This window comes from Ruegeria sp. SAZD013, assembly GCF_059612525.1.
The window spans coordinates 1-1,690 of the sequence record NZ_JBXWQT010000007.1 but is presented as its reverse complement, the minus strand read 5'-3'; the positions used below and the strand labels follow the sequence as shown (position 1 = coordinate 1,690).

1 pseudogene is annotated in these 1,690 nt (G+C 55.1%); it reads right to left on the bottom strand.

The window, feature by feature from the left end:
- Nucleotides 1-172: 172 nt before the first annotated feature.
- Nucleotides 173-1,617, bottom strand: a pseudogene (locus AC2FLU_RS00790) (IS1182 family transposase).
- Nucleotides 1,618-1,690 lie beyond the last annotated feature (73 nt).

Genomic DNA, 1,690 nt, shown 5'->3' with positions numbered 1-1,690 from the left:
GAGGGTGTGTGGAAACTTGGTTGATCTCGGAGCCTCCAATCGGTTTTGACTTTTGTGTCCTTTTTGGCTTGGGATCATCATTTTGATGGACAGGATGGATTGTGAGGTCGGCGGAAGCCATCTGAGACGGATAGGGCCATTTGGGCGCAAATTTCAGGGCAAACGAGGGCTCTTACGCGTTCATAGCTGCGATGATCGCTGGTACGCCCATGATCTTCAGCACGCGGGTCATGTTGTAGGCGAGTACGTGCAGCGCCATCTCGGTGGCGACATTTTTCAACCTGCGCATCGTGAAGTGCGTCGCGCCCATCCATGATTTGATCGTGCCGTAGGGATGCTCGACGGTCATGCTGCGGACGGCCAGTTGGGCTGGGTCTGCGTCCAACCTTTCTTGTACTCGCTCAAGCACATCCTCTTTCTCCCATCGACGCACGCGCCGTTCCTTGCTGGCCGTGCATTTGTCCTTGATGACGCAATCGGCGCAGGCCCCAGACCAATACGCTCTGATGGCCTTGCCGTCTTGCTGGCCGGTAAATCTGTAGGTCAGTTGCTTGCCTGCCGGGCAGACATAGACATCCTTGCCGCTGTCATATGCGAAGTCAGCCTTGTCAAACTGACCGCGTGCAGCGGCGTTTGATGTCATGGGTTTGGGAACGACAACCGAGATACCAGCCTCTTCGCTGGCGACAATCTCCTCGCTCTTGTAGTAACCTTTATCCGCGATTGCTGTGAGCTGATCTGTCGTCATGACATCATTTGCTGCCGCGGCCATCATCGACAAGGCATCCCGGTCGAACCCAAGCATTGTTACTTCATGCGCAACGATCAGGTGGTGATTGGCTTCGACGGCCGTTTGAACATTGTAGCCGACAATGCGGGGCATCCGGGCCGTTGTTGCCATGGATCGGGCATCAGGATCACTAAGTGAGACTTGGGTTTCGCCGGTCTCATCCATGCGCTGCCCGATTGATCTGTAGCGCACCGCCTCCTTTTGCAGATGCTCTAACTTTCTCAAAGTGCGTTCCATGCGGGCCTCTGGCAGCACCGTGCCGGTCTGTTCAAACACTTCGTCGGCGCGATCCAACTCACCCAAATAGCGCTCGATTGCCTTGTCAATCTCACCAACTTCTGGCGCAGCTTACCGCGCGTGTAATTCTTGGCCTTGGAGTTCAGCGCCTTGAACCGGCTACCGTCAATGGCAACCACATCCCCATCGAGCAGGTTCATGTTGCGGCATAGCGCGACAAACTGCTGGCACACCTTGCGGATCGCGGGGCCGTTGTCTTTCCGAAAGTCGGCAATCGTCTTGAAGTCCGGCTTCAACCGACCCGTCAGCCAGACAAGTTCCAGATTGCGACCGCACTCGCGCTCCAGACGACGCGATGACTGGATCTGGTTCAAATACCCGTAAAGATAAATCCGAAGTAACAAGCCAGGATGATAGCCAGGCCGTCCAGTTGCCGCTGGCATCGCATTGAATCCCAGCACCGCAAGATCAAGCAGGTCTGCAAAGGCATCAATGGCACGGACAGGACTGTTCTCATCAACATAATCGTCCAGACATTCGGGCAGCAACATCGCCTGCTGCCGGTCCAGACCCTCGATAAATTGCGTCATCAACAACCTCCGTACCGAATACGGAAATTATACCATCAGTCCGGTCAAAATAGGGGAGTTTTCACACACCCTC